At 55.2% G+C, this 21,185-nt stretch carries 19 protein-coding genes and 1 tRNA gene; 11 read left to right on the forward strand and 9 right to left on the reverse strand.

Going from position 1 to position 21,185, the window contains the following annotated elements; all coding sequences use genetic code 11:
* Nucleotides 1-270: 270 nt before the first annotated feature.
* The 3 genes from Pan97_RS20920 to Pan97_RS20930 all read left to right on the forward strand — a co-directional run bounded on the left by Pan97_RS20920 (nucleotide 271) and on the right by Pan97_RS20930 (nucleotide 3,520).
* Nucleotides 271-1,572, forward strand: coding sequence for a DUF1015 family protein (locus Pan97_RS20920; protein WP_144976013.1), 1,302 nt, complete (start codon nucleotides 271-273; stop codon nucleotides 1,570-1,572).
* A gap of 228 nt (nucleotides 1,573-1,800) precedes the next feature.
* Nucleotides 1,801-2,547: a ParA family protein gene (locus Pan97_RS20925; protein WP_144976015.1), complete on the forward strand. Its 747-nt coding sequence runs from the start codon at nucleotides 1,801-1,803 to the stop codon at nucleotides 2,545-2,547.
* Complete coding sequence (locus Pan97_RS20930) at nucleotides 2,540-3,520, forward strand: ParB/RepB/Spo0J family partition protein (protein WP_144976016.1); 981 nt, start codon at nucleotides 2,540-2,542, stop codon at nucleotides 3,518-3,520. Before Pan97_RS20925 ends, Pan97_RS20930 begins: the two co-directional genes overlap by 8 nt.
* Before the next feature lie 115 nt (nucleotides 3,521-3,635).
* Here the strand turns inward: Pan97_RS20930 and Pan97_RS20935 are convergent.
* Together Pan97_RS20935 and Pan97_RS20940 are read right to left on the reverse strand one after the other, a co-directional pair.
* Nucleotides 3,636-3,710 (reverse strand) — tRNA-Pro (locus Pan97_RS20935).
* Between the two features lie 112 nt (nucleotides 3,711-3,822).
* Nucleotides 3,823-4,677, reverse strand: coding sequence for a DUF1559 domain-containing protein (locus Pan97_RS20940; RefSeq protein ID WP_144976018.1), 855 nt, complete (start codon nucleotides 4,675-4,677; stop codon nucleotides 3,823-3,825).
* A gap of 291 nt (nucleotides 4,678-4,968) precedes the next feature.
* On the opposite strand from Pan97_RS20940, the gene Pan97_RS20945 reads away from it, so the two are divergent.
* The 5 genes from Pan97_RS20945 to Pan97_RS20965 all read left to right on the forward strand — a co-directional run bounded on the left by Pan97_RS20945 (nucleotide 4,969) and on the right by Pan97_RS20965 (nucleotide 9,338).
* Nucleotides 4,969-5,244 carry a MoaD/ThiS family protein gene (locus Pan97_RS20945; RefSeq protein WP_144976021.1) on the forward strand — a complete coding sequence of 92 codons (276 nt, stop codon included), beginning with the start codon at nucleotides 4,969-4,971 and terminating at the stop codon, nucleotides 5,242-5,244.
* 2 nt (nucleotides 5,245-5,246) lie between these two features.
* Nucleotides 5,247-6,338 carry a beta propeller repeat protein gene (locus tag Pan97_RS20950; RefSeq protein WP_144976023.1) on the forward strand — a complete coding sequence of 364 codons (1,092 nt, stop codon included), beginning with the start codon at nucleotides 5,247-5,249 and terminating at the stop codon, nucleotides 6,336-6,338.
* Nucleotides 6,339-6,428: 90 nt separating this feature from the next.
* Nucleotides 6,429-6,902, forward strand: a complete 474-nt coding sequence (locus Pan97_RS20955; protein ID WP_144976026.1) for a VOC family protein — start codon at nucleotides 6,429-6,431, stop codon at nucleotides 6,900-6,902.
* A 57-nt stretch (nucleotides 6,903-6,959) separates the two neighbouring features.
* Nucleotides 6,960-7,430 (forward strand): VOC family protein, encoded by a 471-nt coding sequence (locus Pan97_RS20960; protein ID WP_144976027.1) that lies wholly within the window; start codon nucleotides 6,960-6,962, stop codon nucleotides 7,428-7,430.
* 474 nt (nucleotides 7,431-7,904) lie between these two features.
* On the forward strand, nucleotides 7,905-9,338 hold the full coding sequence (locus tag Pan97_RS20965; protein ID WP_144976029.1) for a pectate lyase: 1,434 nt from the start codon (nucleotides 7,905-7,907) through the stop codon (nucleotides 9,336-9,338).
* On the opposite strand, the gene Pan97_RS20970 is transcribed toward Pan97_RS20965, so the two are convergent.
* Both Pan97_RS20970 and Pan97_RS20975 read right to left on the reverse strand, forming a co-directional pair.
* Nucleotides 9,335-9,802 (reverse strand): GNAT family N-acetyltransferase, encoded by a 468-nt coding sequence (locus Pan97_RS20970; RefSeq protein WP_165698891.1) that lies wholly within the window; start codon nucleotides 9,800-9,802, stop codon nucleotides 9,335-9,337. The genes Pan97_RS20965 and Pan97_RS20970 overlap by 4 nt on opposite strands.
* A 17-nt stretch (nucleotides 9,803-9,819) precedes the next feature.
* Entirely contained in the window at nucleotides 9,820-11,004 is a 1,185-nt protein-coding gene (locus Pan97_RS20975) for a potassium channel family protein (protein WP_241676325.1), read from the reverse strand.
* A 204-nt stretch (nucleotides 11,005-11,208) separates the two neighbouring features.
* Here Pan97_RS20975 and Pan97_RS20980 point away from each other — a divergent pair, with 204 nt between their 5' ends.
* Together Pan97_RS20980 and Pan97_RS20985 are read left to right on the forward strand one after the other, a co-directional pair.
* Nucleotides 11,209-12,264 (forward strand): sulfite exporter TauE/SafE family protein, encoded by a 1,056-nt coding sequence (locus Pan97_RS20980; protein WP_144976033.1) that lies wholly within the window; start codon nucleotides 11,209-11,211, stop codon nucleotides 12,262-12,264.
* 84 nt (nucleotides 12,265-12,348) lie between these two features.
* Nucleotides 12,349-12,849, forward strand: a complete 501-nt coding sequence (locus Pan97_RS20985) for an NUDIX hydrolase (protein ID WP_144976035.1) — start codon at nucleotides 12,349-12,351, stop codon at nucleotides 12,847-12,849.
* Here the strand turns inward: Pan97_RS20985 and Pan97_RS20990 are convergent.
* The 4 genes from Pan97_RS20990 to Pan97_RS21005 form a co-directional block, all read right to left on the reverse strand.
* Entirely contained in the window at nucleotides 12,846-13,277 is a 432-nt protein-coding gene (locus tag Pan97_RS20990; protein WP_144976037.1) for a rhodanese-like domain-containing protein, read from the reverse strand. The two genes, Pan97_RS20985 and Pan97_RS20990, sit on opposite strands and share 4 nt — an antisense overlap.
* A 44-nt stretch (nucleotides 13,278-13,321) precedes the next feature.
* On the reverse strand, nucleotides 13,322-14,713 hold the full coding sequence (gene asnS, locus Pan97_RS20995) for an asparagine--tRNA ligase (protein WP_144976039.1): 1,392 nt from the start codon (nucleotides 14,711-14,713) through the stop codon (nucleotides 13,322-13,324).
* A 78-nt stretch (nucleotides 14,714-14,791) separates the two neighbouring features.
* Nucleotides 14,792-16,618 carry a divalent metal cation transporter gene (locus Pan97_RS21000; RefSeq protein WP_144976041.1) on the reverse strand — a complete coding sequence of 609 codons (1,827 nt, stop codon included), beginning with the start codon at nucleotides 16,616-16,618 and terminating at the stop codon, nucleotides 14,792-14,794.
* Nucleotides 16,619-16,776: 158 nt separating this feature from the next.
* Nucleotides 16,777-17,838, reverse strand: a complete 1,062-nt coding sequence (locus Pan97_RS21005) for a thioredoxin-disulfide reductase (RefSeq protein ID WP_206668908.1) — start codon at nucleotides 17,836-17,838, stop codon at nucleotides 16,777-16,779.
* 200 nt (nucleotides 17,839-18,038) lie between these two features.
* Here Pan97_RS21005 and Pan97_RS21010 point away from each other — a divergent pair, with 200 nt between their 5' ends.
* A complete protein-coding gene (locus Pan97_RS21010; RefSeq protein WP_144976044.1) occupies nucleotides 18,039-19,928 on the forward strand; it encodes a carbon starvation CstA family protein in 1,890 nt (629 codons plus the stop codon).
* Nucleotides 19,929-19,990: 62 nt separating this feature from the next.
* On the opposite strand, the gene Pan97_RS21015 is transcribed toward Pan97_RS21010, so the two are convergent.
* Entirely contained in the window at nucleotides 19,991-20,992 is a 1,002-nt protein-coding gene (locus tag Pan97_RS21015) for a DUF1573 domain-containing protein (RefSeq protein ID WP_144976045.1), read from the reverse strand.
* Nucleotides 20,993-21,185: the final 193 nt, after the last annotated feature.

Here is a 21,185-nt window from a genome sequence, read left to right on the forward strand (position 1 = left end):
ACAATACCACCAAGCCTACCGCGTAGGGAAAAACCGTTCGAGCCTGCCCTTCTGGCTCGATACGTGGCGTTGGGACAGCAGGAGATTCAAATGGATTTTCATCTTGCTGAGTCACAATGCACGCTCCGAATTCGACTACCCTGAATGTCACTTAAGGCAGCTAGGTGATTTACAAACAAAAAGACGTGATTGCCACACGGCTTGGACTTTTCGGATTAAACGAAGTAGTCTGTTTCACGTGAAACTTTCCCAAACCAACCAATTCATACTATGCCAGATATTCGAGCCATCCACGGACTGCGTTACGATCTGGGGCACATTGGTGCTTTGGCCGACGTGATCGCGCCGCCGGCCAGCACGCTTACCCCAGATCAGATCGATCAACTCTATAAACGTCATCCGGCGAATATTGTTCGAGTTCTGACCAACCGAGAAGAGCCGGGAGATGATGAACTCAACAACCCGCATAGCCGGGCCAAGCGTTTCCTGACCGACTGGCAGCGGCAAGGCGTACTGCAGCGCGAGCCCGATCCGGCAATCTACGTCTATCACCAGGAGTTCGATTGGCAGGGACAACGAGTTACACGGCGAGGTTTTCTGGCAGGGCTCGCCCTGGAGGATATCGATCAGGAACAGTACGAAGCAGTTCAGGTCATGTTGACCGAAAGCTTCTCTTCAAGCCTCAACCGACTTCGAGCGACGGGTGCGGATATTACTCCCCAGGTGTCGGTCTACGCCGATCCGAGTATCTCGGTGCAGCAAGATCTGGAGAACCACATTGCCATGGCCACCCCGCTGGTCGCTAAGGACGCGTCAGGCGTCGTCCATCGTTTGTGGCCAGTGACCGACCATAACCTGATTGGGACAATCCGCGAGAAGATGGCCCATCACCGGTTGTTGCAGGCAAACCAAGACGAGTACGCAGCGGCGACCCTCTATCGATATGAACTCGCTCAAGAAGGCGAACTGACGCCGCAACACCCGGCCAATGTTGCGTTGACCGCATTCTTCGAGATGACTGAGCCTGGGTTTGAGGTCTTGCCTCGCTTTCCGCTGGCTCACCAGGCACCGGCTGTTTCCAGTCAAGAGCTGATTGAGAAGCTAGGCATTCACTTCGACTGCCAGGTCTTCGGACAGGGCCCCAGCGCTTCATCATCCCTCTGGGAAGAACTGCAAACCAGCAACGAGTTAGGACATCTTGGCATCTACTGCACTGCGGATGATACCTGGGTCCGTGCCCAACTGACGGCGGATGGTCAGCTGCGGATGGAAGACGCGACTCCAGAACGGGACGACGTATGGCGCGAGCTGGATAACAACCTCTGGGAGTGGCTAATCCTGACCGAGCTGCTGGAGACGGCCGATGCCAAGGAGTCTTTTGTACGGACAGTCGATCACCTGGTACAGGCTCTGGATCAAGACCAAGCAAAGACTATCCCCCTTGCCGCCCTACTCCGCCCCGTCACGATGAGCCAATATCAGGATCTGATAGACCGCAAGGTTGACTTCTTTGAGGCGATTGCCATCGGACCACTACCACCGTGCGGCTTGGTCCTCCATCCGTTTTCTTAGCTGGTTGTTTCACGTGAAACCGGATCGATTACCACAGTTGGTTCGGATACTCTCCGTTTCACGATTCCGTAAATTGGGTGTTTCACGTGAAACACGCAATCTGCAAGTGACTGTTTCACGTGAAACGGGTCTCGGAATTAGCAAAGTGCCGTTTCCTCGTTTTTGCGTTCGTGTCTAAAATCCTCACCTCGAAAACGGATTTTCGACTCGTAACTGCATTGAGGCATCATGGCTCGTATCCTGTGCATCGCCAACCAGAAGGGCGGCGTCGGCAAGACCACCACGGCCATCAACCTGGCCGCCGGGTTGGCCATGGCCGAGATGCGCACGTTGCTGGTCGATCTCGACCCCCAATGCAACGCGACGACCGGTGTCGGCCAGAAGCCTACCGAGCGTCATCCACTTGTCTCTCAGCAACCGCTGGGTGACTCGATCCTGGAGACCAGCATCGAGAACCTCTTCCTGGTTCCTGGCAGCCGCAGCTTCGAGGATGTGGAACGTTTGGCCGGGGGCGAGAAGTCGACCTCGGCCGTACTCACCCATCATCTCGAGTCAGGCATGAACCAGTTCGACTATGTCCTGATCGACTGTCCCCCTTCGGTCGGTGCGATCACGCAGACGGCGCTCGCTGCCTCGACGGAAGTGCTCATGCCCATTCAGGCCGAGTATTTCGCCATGGAAGGTCTGACCCAGATGATCAAGGTCATCCGGGACGTCATGCGGCGTCCGCCAGGCAAGCTCGAGTTCGGTGGAATCGTATTGACGATGTACGACCCAACCTTGGAACTGACTCACGAGGTCGAACAGGAAGTTCGGGAGTTCTTTGGCGACATCGTTTTCGATACGGTGGTCCCACGGGATCACTGGGTTTCTGAAGCACCCAGCTTCGGGCAATCAGTTATTACCCACGCACCTCGCAGTCGCGGGGCACGTGCTCATATGGAATTGTGCATGGAGGTTTTAGACCGTGACTAGACAAAAGCGATTGGGACGTGGCCTGGCCGCGCTGCTGGGAGATCCGACCGACGAAGCAGCGGAAGTGGAATTGCGAGAAGAAGCTTCTGAGACGGTTCCGTTCCGTCCTCGCCTGGCCGACTCCGACTTTACGGAGGAAGCCTCGCAGAAGTCGGACGCTTCGCGGATCGCACTCGACTTGATCGATCGAAACCCGTTCCAACCACGGCACAACTTCGACGATGCCGAGATCGCGTCGCTAGCCGAGAGTTTGAAGGAGCATGACATCCTTCAGCCAATCGTCGTGCGGCAGATCGGTGATCGCTTCCAACTGATCAGCGGCGAGCGACGTCTGAGAGCGGCCGGCATCGCAGGTTGGGACTCGATCCCGGCATTGGTTCGCGAAGCGGACGACCGGTTGGTCGCCGAACTGGCCATCGTCGAGAACCTGCAGCGCCAGGACCTGAACCCACTGGAAAAAGCAATCAGCTTCCAGCGGTACCTGGAACAGCACGATGCCACCCAAAGCGAGCTGGCGGACCGGATCAAGGTCGACCGGAGCACGATCGCCAACCTGGTCCGACTGTTGGATCTGCCAGATGCCGTGAAGTCGGCCCTGCACAACGGCGAGATCTCCCAAGGCCATGCCCGGGCTCTATTGCCGCTGGGGGAAGAACAGGTCCAAAGCGAATTCGCCAGCCGGATTGCCAAGGAAGGTTGGAGCGTCCGCGCCACCGAACAGGCCGTGCAGGATTTCCTGAATGGAGAAGAACCGGCCCAGTCGACCACGCCAGCCAAGAAGGGTTCCCGTACCAAGTCGCAACAGGTTGTGTCCCTGGAAGAAGACCTGCGGATGGCCCTGGGTACCAAGGTCGACATCAAGCAGTCGACTAAGGGAGGCAAGATCGTTATCCACTTTAAAAACGCGGATGAATTTGATCGGCTGAACGAGTACCTGCTAGCGGATGGCGACGAAGATCGCCGGGCCGCTTAGCAGCACGGCATCGTCAGAGAAGCACAAATGGGAGCCAATGGCTCCCATTTTCTTTACGCACCTACAAAAAAAACAGCCCGTCGCAATTAATACGACGGGCTGTTTTTAGTTCTAGTCGGGATGATAGGATTCGAACCTACGACCCTCTGCTCCCAAAGCAGATGCGCTAGCCAGACTGCGCTACATCCCGAGGACTTACGATCATACCCACATGGTCCAGAATTGACAATGCGGGGTAGTCGATGATTTCAGTATAAATCTAGTCACCATTTCGGGGCCGAGGTTCGCAATTATCCACAGATTTACAGCGAGTCGTGGCTGACCACTAAACCGTCATCAATCACGCACAGCCGACGGAACAACTCACCATCGACCGTGTAACTGATGAATCGCACCGAGCCGTCCACCAGAACCACGTTGATTCCGCTGGGGTGGGCCGACCCGAACAAGTTGGAATTGGAATCGGTTCCGAGAACCGTCTCCGGGTGATTTCGGTCGTGGTCTGGCGGGGAAGTACCCAGCCGATAGATGTCCACTTCCCAGCCGGGATTGTAGGGATTCTCGTTATCGTCGCAGCATCCCGCATCGTAGGTTTTGTCGGTCTGTTTTTCTCCCACAAGCAAGGTGTTCGACGTGCCGTCGGTAATGTCCTGAAACGCAGTTCTCGACCGGTCCCTGCGGCGTACTACTCCATTATCTCCATTCCCGTTGGTTCCGGCGTTGGCGGCGCAGTCGATCCGAGCATGGTTCGAGCCCCCATAGCCTTGGGCCCTGCGGCGACTTGGACAGTAATAGATCTCGACCGCCGTTCTATAGACCTGGTTGTGGTCGGTTTCGTCGTACAGGTTGTTTTGCTCGATATACGGCAGGATCTGATAAGGCCAACTCCACTGCGTCCGATCGTCGTGTTCGCCTGAGCAACAGGGATCACCATCGGGAGCATTGATCCCGCCATGCGGAAAATTCTGCAGAATGTCGTGATGATTGTGAAAGGCCAGTCCAAGTTGCTTTAGGTGGTTCACGCATTGGGTCCGGCGGGCCGATTCTCGTGCCATTTGCACCGCCGGAAGCAATAAGGCAATTAGGATTCCAATGATGGCGATTACAACCAGGAGTTCGACAAGCGTGAACCCGAAACGACACGAAGAACGTGACATAGTACGATTGCCTAACGAAGAAGTAGCTAGAAAGGAGGGATTAATAAATTTGATTCTACGATAAGCACACCTAGATACATAGAACAAAACACAATTTTCTTGATATTTAGACACACTTGCCGTTTCTTGATGTCACCCATGAAACTAGTCCTTTATTCCACCCTTTTGGTCTCTTAAACTTTTTCTGGCCTCAGTCGATTTTGCCCGTTTCTCTTCGACTAACTTGCAGGGGATGTTCTGTCCGTAGCGAACCCTCGTTTGCCCAAGTGTTTTTAGTTGGCTCTGCGCACTATGTCCGTTTCCGTCCAAATTCCCTATGCACTCCGGTCCGAGTGTGGTGGGAAGTCTGAAGTGGAAGTTTCCGCCGGCTCGGTCCGGCAGGCGCTTACCGCCTTGAAAGACGAGCAACCGAAGCTGTATCGCAATGTATGTGACGAGACCGGGGCCGTTCGCAAACACATCAATCTGTTCGTGAACGAGTCGCTCATCCATCGAAACGACGGACTCGAAACCAAGCTTGGGCCTGGGGACCTACTTTTCATCATGACCGCTGTTTCAGGAGGTTGAAGATGGCTGATCGCGTTGTGTTGTGCATAGGTACCAAGAAGGGTTTGTTCGTCGCCGAGGCCAGCAAGTCGCGGGGGAGGTTCTCATTGCGGGGTCCGTTCGGGTCAGGCGTTGCCGTCTACTCGGCTTTGATCGACACCCGGAAGTCGCCCCGAATTTATGCGTCCAGCTGCAATGCCTGGTTTGGCATGAAGGTGCTCACCTCAACCGATCTGGGGAAGAAGTTCAAAGAAACCAAGTCCGCGCCGACATTCCCGGAAGGGGATGGCCGAGCCCTGGCCAACATCTGGTCCCTCGAACCAGGCAGCGATAGCAAAGACCTATGGGCCGGCGTCGAGCCAGCCTCTCTTTTCCGAAGCGAAGATGGCGGCAACTCGTGGGAAATGGTCGCAGGCATTAGCAATCACAAACACTCAAAAGATTGGCATCCTGGCGCTGGCGGTTTGTGTTTGCATACGATTGTTCGTGACGGGGATCGAATTCACCTGGGAATCTCGACCGGTGGACACTACCTGAGTGAGGATGGCGGGCAAACGTTCAACGCCGCGAACAACGGCGTGGGAGCTGGCTTCGATCCTAATCCCTATCCCGAATTTGGCCAGTGCGTGCACAAAATTGCCCGACATCCGGATGCTCCTGGGCGACTGTACATGCAAAACCATGGCGGTTGGCCCGAACGACCCGGTATCGGGGTGCTGCGCAGTGACGATTACGGTCATACATGGCAGTCGATCGCCGATGGGCTTCCGTCCGACTTTGGCTTTCCCATTGTCGTGCATCCCCACGACCCCGACACGATCTACGTCGTTCCCCTGGAACCGATGACGCGTACTTGTCCGGAAGGAAAGCCGGCCGTCTGGCGAAGCACGACCGGGGGAAAGAAATGGAAGAAGCTCTCGAAAGGGCTACCCAAGCATGGTGGCTACTTCACGGTGCTGCGCGATGCCATGACGACTGACACGCTGACCAGCCCGGCTATCTATTTCGGCACCACCACGGGGCAACTTTGGATGGGGCACGATGGAGGCGAAGAGTGGAGTTGTCTCTTCGACTCGCTGCCACCGATCAACTGCGTCAAAGCCGCCGTAGTGTGATCGTTTTTTCTGGTCGTCTGTCGAATTGGATGGCCCGACATCGACTACTCTTCAAACAGGCAACCCTACCAACCTGGGAGATTCGATTTCATGCCACGCATTACCCCTTTCCTCTGGTTTGACGATCAGGCTCAAGAGGCTGTCAACTTCTACCTTTCGATCTTCGACGACTCGCGTATCTTGACCCAAACCAGATACGGCGAAGTGGGGCCAGGACCGGAAGGTTCGATCATGACAATCGAGTTTGAACTTCAAGGGCAAACATTTGTGGCCCTCAATGGCGGGCCTCACTTCACTTTCAACGAGTCGGTTTCTTTCGTCGTCAACTGCGAGACGGCCGAGGAGGTGGATCACTATTGGGAGAAGCTCTCGGAAGGGGGCGAGAAATCTCACTGCGGTTGGCTGAAAGATAAGTTCGGCGTTTCCTGGCAGGTTGTCCCAACCCTCTTACAAAGTCTGATCTCCGACGCCAACCAAACCAAAGCCCAAATGGTGATAGCCGCTATGTTGCAGATGCAGAAGCTAGACGTCGTTGCGTTGCAAACCGCATATGACGACGCGTAACACCCGCCTCGATTCCTAAACCCAGCGAACCAACTACTAAAATTGGAAAGAGAAACCATGGCTCATATCAGCCCCGCCTCAAGCCGTAGCGGTCTTATTCCTCACTTGGTATGCGATCCTTGCTCAGAAGCGATCGAATTCTACAAGAAGGCGTTCGATGCCGAAGAGAAATTCCGATTGCCCACCGACTCAGGCGACAAATATATGCACGTCGAGATGACCATCGGCGGCTCAAGCATCTATATGGCCGACGACTTTCCGGAATACTGCGAAGGCAAGTCGCAATCTCCCAAGAGCTTGGGGGGCACGCCAGTCACGATCCATCGCTACGTGCCTGATTGCGACGCCGCGATTTCGCAAGCGGAAGCTGCCGGGGGCACCATTAAGATGCCGGCGTCCGATATGTTTTGGGGAGACCGTTACGGTGTGGTGGTCGATCCATTCGGACACACCTGGTCGTTTGCGACGCCTCAGCGCGATGTTGAAATGGATGAGCTAGAAGCAGCCGTTAAGTCAATGAGCGAGTAATCGCCACAATACTTGTTCGACTTCGACGAATGACCTCTAGATCTTATCTGGAGGTCATTTTTCGTTTTCAACCAAGGAGGAATTAGGTGATCGCCTGGGATCGAGGGCGGATCGCAGCGTGTGCAGTGGCGAGCCTCTCACTTGTTGTTCATTTACTCTCAAGCCTGAACGTCGAGGCCATCGTCTCGCATGCCATTTTTCTGCTACTGCCTCTCTCGGTCATTTTCTGGCCAGAGTGCTGTGATCGCATGCTTCGTCTCTCCAGCGAGGGACGCCCCCACTCCACAGGAGAGCCAACACCTGCCTTCATGCTTCAAGTGGTGGGTTGGATCTTGTTAGTTGTGGTTTGCAGTATCCCGCTCGTGGGGCCTATGGTGCTGTAGTCGCCTCGCTTGATAAACCCTTGCTTGTCGGCCTTATGGAGAGTATTTTGGGGCTGAACTTCTCCCTCCTACTCTCGCTCGAGACTTGAACATGCGTTCCATCTACCGTGCCCCCGCGGCTCTTCTACTGTGCCTTTGCTACTTGCTGGCTCCTCTTTCGGCGGCCGATAACGATCCCGCTGCCGCGGAAGTCTTGGCGACCATGAAGAAAGCCGCTACGTACTATCACGATCAGGTCGCCGTTCATGGGGGGTATGTCTACTTTTATAGCCCTGATCTTACGCAGCGTTTCGGGGAAGGAACCGCGTCGTCTGATCAGATCTGGGTCCAGCCCCCCGGCACACCGACGGTCGGCATGGCCTACATTGAAGCCTATCACGCGACGACCGACGAGTACTACCTGAATGCCGCGACTGAGACCGCCGAAGCGCTCATTTATGGCCAATTGGAATCGGGAGGATGGACCAACTGCATCGACTTCAATCCGAAAGGGGAACGCACGGCTCAATATAGAAACGGGAAAGGAAAAGGTAAAAACAATTCCTCGCTGGACGATGATCAAACTCAATCGGCCATTCGCTTTCTGGTAAGGCTCGACCAAGCCTATGAGTTCAAGAATGAAACGATTCACGGCGCCGCGATGACCGCACTGGACGCCTTGCTCGCGGCTCAGTTTGCCAACGGGGCATTTCCCCAGGTGTGGACCGGGCCCGTCGATCAGTCGCTACCCATCCAGCAGGCCAGCTTTCCCAAGTACGACTGGAGAACTGAAGGGCGCATAAAGAACTACTGGGACATGTACACCCTTAACGACGGCCTCGCAGGAAGTGTCTCCGCGGTACTCATTGAAGCTCACGAAACCTACGGTGACGAGCGTTACCTGACGGCACTAAAGAAACTGGGGGACTTCTTGATCCTGGCGCAGTTGCCAAGCCCACAGCCAGCATGGGCTCAGCAGTACAACTACGAGATGAATCCGATCTGGGCCCGCAGATTCGAGCCGGCCGCCGTTGCCGGCCGGGAATCACAAGACGCGATCGAAACGCTGCTGGCGATCTTTGAAGTGACACGTGACAAGAAATACCTGGAACCGATTCCCAAAGCCGTAAACTATCTCGAATCGTCGATCCTTCCCGATGGGCAATTGGCGCGTTACTACGAAATGCAAACGAACCGCCCCCTTTACATGAATCGCAGCGGCAAAGATTACTTTCTGACCTACGATGACAAAGACCTGCCCGATCATTATGGCTGGAAGACCAGTCAAAAGTTGGAACAACTAAAGAACGAATACCGCAAGCTGGTTAGCTCTCCGAAGTCCGTTCGCGGCAGCCGCAAGGTCACGGCAGATCAGGTGAAGCCAATACTTGCGAGCCTGGATGACCAAGGACGGTGGATCAGCACGTTCGAGAATGAAAGACTTGTCGGCGATCAACGATTTCGCCCCGGCGATCAGTACATTTCGAGCGAAACGTTCGCCAAGAACATCGAAGCGCTAAGTGGGTATCTCAAGACGTCTCGCTAAACGGAAAGCGGCTTCTTCATGAGGAAGTTCTTCAGCGTCACGCCATTGATGGTGACCTGCTGAGGGGTCACCACTTTGAATCCATGCGATTCAAAGAATGGACAGGCCGTGATGCTGACATGCGAGTGAAGTTCATGCAACTTCATCTGCTCGGTTCTGCGATGAATTTCAGCGAAAAGTCGGCTGCCGACACCTTTACGCTGCCAACGGTGATGAACATAGAACATGTCGACCAGCCCGTCGGCCTGGACATCGGAGAACCCGACGATTTCGTCGCCGATGACCACTACCATCGGACCAACGCCCTCCATCCGAAGTGCCCAACGCGATAAGTCGACCTCATCAGGTGCCCATGCCGCCAATTGTTGCGACGTGTAGTCCTTTCGGTTGACGTGATGCACCGTGTCATGAAATAGCTGCCACAATACCGGATACTCTTCCGGCTTGGCTTGGCGCACATCCATTCGCATTGCTTGCCTGCCTACGAATCGACCGTGACGCCGCGGTACGTGACCTTGCCACGCGTGGCACAGAAGCGCTCGGCGAGTTGCGGGATGTCGTTGGAATGCCCCAGGACGATCACCACGTCACCGATCCCGAGTACCGTTTCCGCAGGCGGGTTGAGCAACGTCGAGCCATCTTTCCGACGAAGGCCAACAATCAGGAAGCCGTGGTTACTCCTCAGCTCGATACTGCCGATTGTTTTGTCGACCAATGAGGAGCCGCTGGCGACGATCAATTCATCGAACCGAAGCCCAATACGATCTAGCTCTTCGTTCATGTCACCTTGAGTTGTCAACTGTTCGAGCATGTTTTCCGCCGACGGCCGAATGATCATGTGGGCGAGCTTCTTGGCTCCGATGGCGGTTGGCAAGACGACTTTATTGGCCCCACATCCGATGAGCTTCTTTTCCGTCTTGGGGTTCTCACCGCGCGCAATGATCATCATGTCGGGATTCATCCCCCGAGCCGTGACCGACACGAAGACGTTGGTGGCGTCTTCGGACAACACGGAAGCGAGCACCGCAGCCCGCTTGATGCCAGCCTGCTCTAACACGTGCTCGTCGGTGGCGTCCCCGTTGATGAAGAGATAGCCCAATTCCTCCGCCGAATTCAAACGCCGTTCGTCCGTGTCGATGACGACAAACGGTTTGCCTTTGGCGGCTAGTTCTCGGGCCAGGATCGAACCCATTCGGCCCACGCCACAGATAATGGTGTGATTGTTCAATCGATCGATTTCCATGCACATACGTCGAGCTCCCAAGGCCTTCTGAAGTTCTCCATCCACCACCATCTGCATGAACCCGCCGACAGTGTAAATGACGGCCCCATAACCAGCGATAATCACCATGATGGTCAAAGCTCGGAGGGGCATCGATTCGACGGGTTGGACTTCACCATAGCCTACGCCGAAGATCGTGATGATCACCATGTAGATGGCATCATCCAGCCGCCAACCATGCGCCACATAGCCGAATACGGCCACCACGCAAATGGCGACAAATAGAGCAGCACCCGTGGCCATCTTGCGGATTGGACCAGAAAGAGGCTGTTTGCGTTGGGGTGGCGGATGATCTGGATCGAGATGATGTGATACCACGTTCGCTGTTTCACGTTGCGCGTAGGCTTGACCGCTGAACCCCATCCGCCAAGCGTGATTCAGCATGTTGGATACCACCGGTGATTTGGCAAAACACCCCATTCTCACGGCGATTCCTTGTAGATTGAGTCTAGCATCCTGCCCTAAACTCCGCCATTGCGAATCTCATGGTCGCCGATAAGACGCATATACTTGTCTTGACAAGTGTTGTTTCAACAAGTCAAATGTCCGATATTGGTTTTCCCTTTCGTTTACCTGGACTCGACCTTGATGGGGCAACCTCCCGTCCGCAACTGGCCGCGCGCCTGGCCGTTTCTTGCTTGGCTGGCCGTCTTTTATGGTACTTGGCTGACGATCGTCACCGCCGGAGGCTATTGGCCAACCGTCCTCTCGCACTGGCCGATCGCTTTGACGATGTCTGTCGGTTCGTACGTTGCTGGTTCGACTCCGATGGGAGGCGGTACGGTGGCATTCCCGGTGTTGGTTTTGCTGTTCGATCTACCAGGCTCGCTTGGCAGAAACTTCGGTCTCGCGATTCAGTCGATCGGCATGACCTCGGCAACCATCTACATCTTGTCTAGTCATCGCCCCATTGATTGGCGTCTCCTCCGCCCTGCCCTGTTGGGTACTCTGGTCGGAACCCCGTTGGGCGCGGCTCTGATTGCCCCGTACGTGCCAGACTTGTGGGTCAAGCTGATCTTTGGCGTAATCTGGGCGAGCTTTGGTATCCTGCACCTGGTGAAGTTGCGTGAGCTGATCTCGAACCAAGCCGTGGCAGATCACAAATCGCCGTACGACTTTTCAATTGGCATCGCCATTGGACTGGTAGGAGGTGTCGCCTCGTCGATCACCGGCGTTGGCATCGACATGATGATCTATGCCACGCTGGTGCTGCTCTACCGCGAAGACTTGAAAACGGCCATTCCGACGTCCGTGATCCTGATGGCGTTTACTTCGCTGGTTGGCATTGGATCGAATCTCGCCCTAGCTCGGATTCACCCAGAAACCTACGCGATCGATTCCGAGGTCTTCTCCAATTGGTTAGCCGCTGCTCCGATTGTCGCGTTGGGGGCTCCCTTCGGAGCCATCGTCGTTAACCTGATCAGCCGAACCCCCACGTTGATCGTGGTGTCGCTCCTATGCATAGGGCAGTTTGTGTGGACATTAATTCACGAGGAAGTCACGGGCATGGCATTGGTTGGTGCCCTCATCGGGGTCTTGCTGTGCAATGCGATGTTTCACGGCCTGTATCATCTGGGTAGAGGAGAGTCGCCGTTTCCCTCAAGCAGGAAGATCGACCTGACCAATGAGGAAGCCGACGCTTGATCGTTTCCTCTTTCAGAACGGGCGAATTCGAGTGACAATGCAAAACAACATCAACGAAAAACAGAGCCGACCAGGGGTATCACAATGAAATCGCCAGAAACTGTATTTGAAGGGGTTCGCTTCAACATTGAACGCGTCTGGCAAGGGGAACGCCCCCGCGACGTCATGCGTCACCCAGGTGCCGCCGTCATTCTTCCCCTGGTCGATGATGACCACGTTTGCTTGATTAAGAACTATCGCATTGCCGTCGAGCAAACACTCTTGGAACTGCCGGCTGGGACGCTCGAGCCGAACGAACCCCCGGAAATCACCGCGGGCCGAGAGTTGGAGGAAGAAACAGGCTACCGCGCCGAGAAGATCGAACTACTAACTGCCTACTATCCTTCGCCTGGCGTGATGGATGAACGCATGTTCGTGTACGTGGCGACCAGCCTGACCATGCACGCTCCGGCACGGGAAGAAGGGGAAGAGATCGAGAATCACATCGTGACCCTCGACCAGGCCAAGGCCATGATTCAGGACGGCCGGATCGCCGATGGCAAGACGATCGCCGGCATGTTGTTTTACTTCCAGTTTCGCACTTAGTTGGTATCGATGGGCGGATCAAACTTTGGATCGGTGTCTTTCGTTTCTTTGAAGCCTGCATCGACCAGGTCTTGATACGACTGGGTGATTGCGATCACCTTGGCATCGACGCGTTTGAACATGTCGGCAGCCAGAACCGAGCGACGACCCGAGCGGCAATATGTATAGACCTTTAAGTCGGGATCCTTGGTGTACTTCTCGATCGCACTTTTCGCATGCTTGTCGGTGGCAATCGTCGAAAGGGGAACCAACTCGGCTTTGCTGAGATGGGCCTTCTTCCATTCCACTTCCTCACGGACATCAAGCAGAACAGCCTTGCCGTCTTTGACCTCTTTCTTTAGCTCATCGAGATCGACGGCCGAGCCCGACGAGGCAAATGAAAGCACCCCGACGGCACAGAGCGCGACAAACATCAGGCGACGGATCATATCTCGAATTCCTTGTTTGAAGAAGGCTTGCGTCAACAGACCGCTTAAAATTCAGCCCAGCCGGGTGTACGTGGGAAGGGAATCACATCGCGAATATTCCCCATGCCCGTAATAAACTGTAGAACGCGTTCCAAGCCAAGTCCAAAACCGGAGTGCGGAACCGTCCCATATCGACGTAAGTCCAAATACCACCAGTACTCTTCGGCATTGAGCCCCTGTTCTTTCATGCGGCTTTCCAGCACATCAAGCCGTTCTTCACGCTGACTTCCACCAATGATCTCTCCGACCTGCGGTACGAGCACATCCATCGCGCGAACTGTCTTCCCGTCGTCATTGCAGCGCATGTAGAACGGCTTAATCGTGCGAGGATAGTCGTGCAGAATGACAGGCCGCTGGAAGTGCTGTTCGGTCAGGAACCGCTCGTGCTCGGACTGCAGATCCATCCCCCAAGTAACGGGATACTCGAACGCCTGGCCCGATTTCTGGAGGATGTCGACAGCCTCGGTGTAACTGCACCGGAGGAACTCGCGGTCAACGATGGACTGTAGTGTGTCCAAGATTCCCGGTGCGATGCGCTCGTTGAAGAACGCCATGTCCTCGGCGCAGTCGTTCATCACGTCGGTGAAGATTCGCTTCAGGAAGGCCTCGGCAACTTCCATGTTCTCTTCCAGGTCGGCGAAGGCGATCTCCGGTTCGACCATCCAAAACTCGGCCAGGTGGCGACTGGTGTTCGAGTTCTCGGCACGGAACGTTGGGCCGAAGGTATACACCTTGCCCAGCGACGTGGCGAAGATCTCCCCTTCCAACTGGCCACTCACTGTTAAGTAGGCCGGCCGAGCGAAGAAGTCTTTGCTGAAGTCGACCTTGCCGTTGACCTTAGGAGGCTGATCGAGGTCAAGCGTCGTGACGCGAAACATCTCGCCGGCCCCCTCGCAGTCGGAAGCGGTAATGATCGGCGTGTTGACGTAAAGGAAGCCCCGTTCCTGAAAGAACTGGTGAATCGAAAACGACACGCGGTTGCGTACCCGAAAGACGCTGCCAAAGGTATTCGATCGAGTCCGCAGATGGGCCCACTCTCGAAGCTTCTCAAACGTATGCCTCTTCTTCTGAAGAGGATACGTTTCCGCATCGGCCGTCCCATACAAAAAGACTTCGCTGGCCTGGACTTCGGTGGCCTGACCCTTGCCTTGCGACTGTTTGACTTCACCGGCAACGCGAATCGAACAACCGGGCGTGAGATGCTTGATTTCGCTTTCGTAGTTAGCGAGTTGGTTGTCGGCAACGACCTGGATATTCGCCAGGCAGCTGCCGTCATTCAGCTCAATAAAGCTGAAGCCCCCTTTCGAGTCGCGCCGCGTGCGAACCCAACCTTCAAGGCAAACCTGTTGTCCAATTGAATCTGCCGCACGTGCCTGTAAGACCGTTCGCTTTTCCATCGCACCGTCCCTGTTGTTGATATGCCTGAGGCGAGGCTCCTTCAGGATTGACTGAAAGAGCCTGGCGAAGTTCCCATTCTAGGCTGTTTCAGTCGCAGCGGCATCGACGGGCTCATCGTCGTCCTTACCACTGCGGAGGAAGAATCCGCCTACGAATAGGATCAGGTACCCGATAACTACCGTCAAGACGACGGCCTTCTGGGCGAAAGGAGTCCCTGGGTTAGTTACCTTGTCGGTGATGGAAACCACGGCAGCAGCGATCGCCCCGACGACGGAGATGATCATCAACACATTCCAGATGATCCAGCTAAGCCCTTTCGGCTTGTCATCACCGAGGATCTTCTTGCTGTTCATCATCATGAAGAAGGTGACGTAGGCGATGGGCAGGAACATCACCGCAAAACTGGATACCAGAATGGCCAGCCAGGTCTTCGCAGGACCGTCCCAAATGATAAACCACGATGCACCGGAAAGTCCGGCAACTAAGCACCCGATGACGTGGGCAGCACCGTTCGGCTTCGTGTTGAGCATCTCGGTGAACGCGTAGCCGTTAATCATCATCAAGATGATGATCGTCGAGAAACCCATGCCAAAGATACCGATCCCAAAAACCCAGCGGGCAAGATCACCGCCAAGAAGAGGAGCTAACGATTCAGACAATAGAAACTCACTACGCTTGACCAGCGACGCGGCAAGTTTCTTTTCGTCTTCGGGAAGTTCCGCCACGGCCTGTTTCAAAGGTTCATACTTTGCGGCCAGCAGAATCCCCGTAAGCTTGGCGTCATCGACATTGCCATCCTCGCCGGTCGCTTCGTCGAGATACTCCTGCGGGACTTCCAAGCCTTCCTTTTCATATTGGACGACACGCAGGGCCAGCGTCTTCTCGGCTCCGCCGTAGATAGGACTCTTGGCCATCGTCTCTGGCGAAGTCGAGAGAAAATCGGCATCCACCTTGGCATGAAAGGCCGCGGCCGAAGCAATCACAACGCAGCTTGTCACCAGGATGTAAGGAATCGCCATCCCAGTCGAAAGGTCGAATCGGGCTAGTCCCCGGAATGTCTTGTCCCATCCACGGGCCAGCATCGAGTACGGCAGCAGGAAGGTCATATTGATCCCCACAGCCGTCGCCGCGGCACCGATCATGGCAGCACGCTGGTCGGCAACGATCCGATTGGTCCAGAAGTCGCGATAGGGTTCTTGCACCTCGGCGGCAATCTCGGCCACTTGTCCGGTAGGCTCGGTCGCTGCCGAGAAATCGGGAATGAACCCTCCGAACACTTCCGACCACGTAAACGCCTCGCCGGACATCCCCAACTTAATGACCACGCCAAAGAAGCAAATCACGATCACGCCGATCATCGCCTTCAGCAGGACGTCGAAAATCTTCGTCGCAAGACCGGGCCGGGAATTCATATACACGAGCAACCCACCAGCTACCAGCAACAGCAGCGAAACGGTTGCCTTGGCTGGCATCGAATCACCAACCAGGCCAGGTGCCAGATTCTTATTGAGTGCGGCATAGCAAAGCCCGAACTGCGGCATGAGGAAAATCATATTCGCCGCGACGGTTGCCACGATCCATCCCCAGCCAAGCACTGGATTAATGTGCGCGTTGATCTGACGAAACGGACGCTTGCCGGTCGATAACGTGACGTAGCTAATGGCTGAAAGCATTACCACGCCGCAGATGATGGCCACCAGTTGAAGCCACAAGAGGCTGTACCCGCCCAAGATCCCCATGAATAGCGCGCCGGACAACGAGCCGCCACCGAGCGTAATGGCACTTTGAAGCCAACCAGGTCCCGAAAGTCGAACCCAGGCACCCAGCGTGGCTCCGGCCCCTTTCGCTTGGGCTTCCTGGAGAATCTCTCGGTCCGTTTCGACTTTGCTTACGGTCTCAGACATAGCGAATCCTTCGCCTAGATTCGGCGTAGATAAGGGATGATGGGGAGGGGTGTTAACAAAACAAGGGGAACGATCTTCGCTCCCCCTGCTGAGTATTTTCGTTGACACACGGAACAAGCAAGGTTCTCAGTGCATCTAATGATGGTTGCATTTTTCGCTTAATGCAAGCCCTGCGAGGCTAACCATCTTTCCGCATCCAAAGCGGACATACAGCCGGTTCCCGCTGCCGTGATCGCTTGGCGATAGTAGTCGTCGGCTACGTCGCCAGCGGCAAAAACGCCGTCGACGCTCGTATTCGTGCGGAATGGAACGGTCCACTTGAGGTAACCAGCGTTGTTCATTTCCAACTTCCCCTTCAGGAAGTCCGTGTTAGGCGTATGGCCAATCGCCAGGAAGAACCCACTGGCATCAAGTTGTTTAGTGGAGTCATCGACCGTGCTTTCGAGCATCGCACCGGTCACGCCGTTCTGGTCGTCTCCCAAGACTTCCGTCACGACATGATTCCAGACGACTTCGATCTTCTTGTTTTCCATCGCTCGGTCGACCATGGCCTGCGACGCGCGGAACTTGTCGCGACGATGCACGATGTAGACCACCGAACTGTACTTACTCAAATAGTCCGCTTCTTCGATGGCCGAGTCACCGCCACCGACCACGATGCACGGCTTTTCGCGGAAGCGGGGCAACGCACCATCGCAAACCGCACAGGCACTCACGCCACGGTTCTTGAACTTGCCTTCCGATTCCAAGCCGAGGTAATTCGCCCGGGCACCGGTCGCAATGATCACCGAGCGAGCCTTGAGCCACTCTTCCCCTTCGCGCGGCTTGAGTCTGAACGGTTTTTGGCTGAAATCGACTTCGACGATGTCATCCGTCACGACACGCGTGCCGAAGTTCTTGGCCTGTTGACGCATCAGTTCCATCAGTTCAGGGCCGCTGACACCATGCTTCTGGTGCGGAGCCATGTATTGCCGCAGACTTTCGTCGATGGCGTTGTCCAAGTAGCCACTCAGGTCTCCGGAGGGAAATCCGGGGAAGTTTTCGACTTCGGTTGTCATCGCCAACTGGCCCAGCGGCCCTCGTCCGAGGTCGTAGTGCTCTTGAAGTGCGGCACCTTCATAAAGAAGAGGCTTCAAATTTGCCCGAGCCGCATAGATTGCGGCAGTCCATCCTGCAGGGCCACTTCCGACGATAATGACGTTTTCAATCTTTTCCGACACGATCGATCTAATCCTTGTGAAAGCGCTAAGCCGCGAAAAAAATTTATCTCAGTTGAATTGTGAGCTATTCACGTCGCCTGAAGAATCCATCATTATAGGGATAGGCGGGAAGGCTCACTATCCCCGCGTACCGCCCACCATCAGGTTCACTCCTCCCTTGGATGCACGATGCCTCACATCGTGACACGCATTTTACGCTTATGTCGACGCTAATTGTTGCGGTTCTGTCATTCGTTGGCTTTATTGTTGCCTATAACACCTATGGGCGTTGGCTATCGCACCGGCTGTTTGAACTCGATGACAACAACGAACCACCAAGCAAACAACTGCAAGACGACGTCGACTTCTGCCCAACCGATCGGCAAGTTGTCTTCGGCCACCATTTCACCAGCATCGCTGGCACCGGCCCGATTGTGGGACCGGCGATTGCTGTCTTTTGGGGATGGCTACCCGCTCTGCTGTGGGTCGTCTTCGGTTCGATCTTTGTCGGTGCGGTTCACGACCTGGGGGCATTGATTATCTCCCTTCGCAACCGTGGACAAACGGTCGGCGAAATTGCAGGCCGCATGATCAACAAGCGTGCCAAGTTCCTGTTTCTGATCGTGCTCGCCGCCGCGCTGATGGTGGTTCTGGCGATCTTTGGTTTGGTTGTGGCGGTTATTTTCGCCGAGTATCCCCAAACCGTTTTGCCGGTTTGGATCAGCATGCCCATCGCGATTGCGTTGGGAATCTATGCTCGCCGGAAAGACGCTCACCTCCTGGTTCCATCGCTGGTAGCTCTCGTCATCGTTTACGCTTCGATCCTGGTGGGGGTCTACTACCTACCGATCGACCTTGCTGCAATCCTGCCCAGTATCCTGGGGGCCGACCTTGCATCAAGTGACTACCTGAGCCCCTTAATGATTTGGACCGTCATTCTGCTGATCTACTGCTTTGTCGCTTCGGTGCTGCCCGTTTGGTTGTTGCTGCAACCTCGCGACTACGTGAATAGTCATCAGTTGATTGTCGCCTTGGTTCTGCTGTTTATTGGGCTTTTAGTGGCGAGTGCGACCGGTGCAGCAGACTTGGCCAAGTCAACGCCCGCAGTGGCAACGGAAATGCCGGCCGGGGCACCGCCGATCTTTCCGTTCCTGTTTATTACGATTGCCTGCGGTGCGTGCAGCGGCTTTCACTGCCTGGTCAGTAGCGGCACCTCGAGCAAGCAAGTTGAAAAAGAAACCGACGCCCAGTACATCGGCTACGGGGCGATGCTTTTGGAAGGGGGCTTGGCCGTTATCGTGATCCTGGCTTGCTGCGCGGGTGTCGGCATGGGGATCTTTGAAGGGAGCAAAACAGCGGACGGATCGTACGTTTACACCGCCATGACCGATGCCGAGGGTGTTCCCTTGACCGGCCAAGCGGCCTGGGAAACGCGCTACGCGATCTCCAAGAACTGGAGCGATTTCAAATTGCCGAATCTGGTAGCGGCTTTCGTCGAAGGGGGAGCCAACTTCCTCACTTCGCTAGGCATACCCTTGGAAATCGGGATTAGCATCATCGCTGTGCTCGTTGCGAATTTCGCCGCCACGACACTCGATACGGCTACTCGTTTGCAGCGTTATGTACTGCAGGAATTGTTCGTATCGACGCCAGTGACGAAGCCTCTTGCCGGCAAGTATGCCGCAACCGCCGTCGCGGTGCTTTCCGCACTCGCGATCGCCGTATTTGCCGACAAAGTACCCGGTAAAGGTGGGACGTTACTCTGGCCGCTATTTGGTGCCATGAACCAGTTGCTCGCCGGCCTGGCAATGATGGTCACGGCATTCTATCTCTGGCGCCGCAGCAAACCGATCTGGTTCGTTACGATTCCGATGATCGCGATGCTCATCTTGCCCGCCTTGGCAATGTACTACAACATCTTCAGCGAGTCAGGCTACTGGGCCAAACAGCAGTGGCTGCTGCTCGTGCTGGGCTTTGGCGTGCTCGTCTTACAAGCCTGGATGCTGTTCGAGGCCATCGTGATGTGGCCACGCGTGAAGGGAGTTTTGGAAGAAGCCCTTCCGCCGCTACCTGAGAAGAAGCCCACGGTAGCCGCCGACAACTTGCAATAAAAAAAGGCCCCGATTCATGAGTGAGTCGGGGCCTTATTCTTTGGATTCAGAAACCTTGTTGATTAGGTCTCGGTGTTGCCTTCTTTCACCACGACGGTCGCCACCGATTCACCACTGACACCTTCACCCAGGTCGGTCTCGATCGTAATCTTCTTAACGACCGTGCCACCTTTGCTTCCCGCAGTGAACGTCAGTGGAATGAAGTGAAGCTTCTTGGGTTCTTCAGGCAGGGCCGCAAACTGGAAGCAGTCGCTGTCACAGCTAATTCCGGTAACGCGAAATGGCTTCTTGGCTCGCACGATCAACTTGGCTTCGGTTTTCTGACCAGGCTTCAATTCGCCGAGCGACAAAGCACTTGGGCTCACGTTCAATGCCGACTCGACTTTGCCTTCGACCGGCAAGGAAACCGAAGGGCTGCGACTGTCGTTGGTAATCAACGCCAACTGGCTCGAGATGAAACCAACTGGCGCATTGTCTTTCAAGCGAACGACCAAATCATATCCAACACGGCCGCCACCACGGTTGGTTTCACTCAATTCGACACCCAGGAAATCATCGTTGCTGCGGACGTCGGTAATTTTCCAGTCGCTGCGACCAGCTTGTGAAACGTGAACCTTCGCAACACCTCCTTCGCCCTGCTCGACGTTGCCAAACTGTACCGATCCTGGCTGGAAGACCAGATCACCACGAATATCGGTCGAGACGTTTAACTGAACTTCGGCATAAAAAGGCTTGTCGATCGTGACCGTGACGGTCGCACTCTTGTGACCGAGGAAGCTGTCGGTATTCAGCTTGGCGACAATAGCCCCTTTCTCCCACGTCTTCAACGTATCGTTCTTGATCGAAGGGCTGGTACAACCGCAACTCGATCGAACACTGGCAATATGGACGGTCTCCTCGTAGATGTTCTGCAGTTCGAACTCGTAGTAGACTTTGGCCCCTTTCGCGACGGCACCAAAATCATGCGTGCGAACTTGGAACATCTTGTTGGCCCATTCCTGGCCCATGCCTAAGGAAGCCAAGAGTGGTAAGAGACACAGAGCGAGCCATACTTTACGAAACACGGTTTGATCCTCCGATATTTGGCGGGGTAGGTCCGTAAGGGTAGGATGTGGCGAAAGTCAACTCGACTTCACCGCACATAGACCATTCCACCAAAGGTAGCACATTCCACGGTGCAAGTTCGACAATATCGTCTCCGGACGGATCCGGGATAATCGCTATAATCGTTATAGATTGTCGGCAAAACTCCATGCT

The sequence above is a fragment of the Bremerella volcania genome (genome assembly GCF_007748115.1).
GTDB lineage: Bacteria > Planctomycetota > Planctomycetia > Pirellulales > Pirellulaceae > Bremerella > Bremerella volcania.